General features: G+C 77.3%; 1 protein-coding gene and 1 pseudogene. Both read left to right on the forward strand.

From position 1 onward, the window contains the following. A partial coding sequence (locus ACOV8S_RS00835; RefSeq protein WP_448315326.1) for an S-methyl-5'-thioadenosine phosphorylase occupies positions 1 to 753 on the forward strand: 753 nt, incomplete at its 5' end. Between the two features lie 129 nt (positions 754 to 882). After that, positions 883 to 1,342: pseudogene (locus ACOV8S_RS00840) on the forward strand (hypothetical protein); the annotation flags it as partial.

The raw sequence follows: 1,342 nt of genomic DNA on the forward strand, positions 1-1,342 counted from the left end.
ACCCCCTACGGGCCGCCGAGCGACTCGTTGTTCGTCGGCGAGATCGCCGGCCGCCGGGTGGCGTTCCTGCCCCGGCACGGACGCGGCCACCACCTGCCGCCGCACCGCATCAACTACCGGGCCAACCTCTGGGCACTGCGGTCGGTGGGCGTCCGCCAGATCCTCGGCCCCTGCGCGGTCGGCGGTCTGCGGCCCGAGTACGGGCCGGGCACGCTGCTGGTGCCCGACCAGCTGGTGGACCGCACCAGGGCCCGGGCCAACACCTACTTCGACGGGCTCCCCCTGCCCGACGGCACCGTCCCCAACGTCGTCCACGTCTCCCTCGCCGACCCCTACTGCCCCGCCGGACGGGCCGTCGTCCTCAAGGCGGCACGCGGCCGCGACTGGGAGGCCGTCGACGGCGGGACCCTGGTGGTGATCGAGGGGCCCCGCTTCTCCACCCGCGCCGAGTCCCGCTGGCACGCCGCCCAGGGCTGGTCCGTGGTCGGCATGACCGGTCACCCCGAGGCCCCGCTCGCCCGTGAACTGGAGCTCTGCTACACCTCGCTGACCCTGGTCACCGACCTCGACGCGGGCGCCGAGACCGGTGAGGGCGTCTCCCACGAGGAGGTGCTCCAGGTGTTCGGCGCCAACGTGGACCGCATGCGGGACGTCCTGTTCGACGCGGTGGCGGCGCTCCCGTCGACCGACGCGCGCACCTGCCTGTGCACCGGTGCGCTGGGCGCCCAGGACCCGGGCTTCACCCTTCCGTAGCCCCTGGGCCCCGTGACGCCGGCGCCTTCTCCCCTGCCTTCACTCTCCCGAGTGAGCTGTGGACGAGGGTTCGGGGAGGGTTGTCCACAGGCTCCGGCAGGGGTTGCGGAAATGGGTCAGCGTGGGCCCATGAACGTCACGAGCTCCTGCGCCCCCACTCGCGCGGCAGCCGGGCACACCCCGGCCGCGCACAGCGCGACCCCGCCCCGACCGGACGGCGGTTGTGCCCACGGCTGCTCCGGTGCCGCCGGCTCCCCCGCCGCCCCTCTGCGGCGGATCGGGCCGGGCGGGGTGCCCGCCCCGGGCAGCGTCCCGCTCTTCGCCCCGCTACGGGTGCCCGGCGGGCGCCTGCGGGGCGGGCGACCGGTCCGCGCCGCGCCCCGGATGCTCGCCGCCGCGCTGACGGCCGTGGCGGTGGCCGCCCTCGCGCCGGGGCCGGCCCCCCAGGCCTCACCGACGGCGTCCTCGGCCTCCTCCGGGTCCCCGGCGTCACCGGCCCGCGCGGGCGGGAGCGGGGCAGGGGGCGTGCCTCAGGGGGTGCCCCCGCCGGGCGGGGAGCGGGTGGAGGCGCCGGTGCGGCTCGCGGATC

The organism is Streptomyces sp. CO7, from assembly GCF_053474865.1.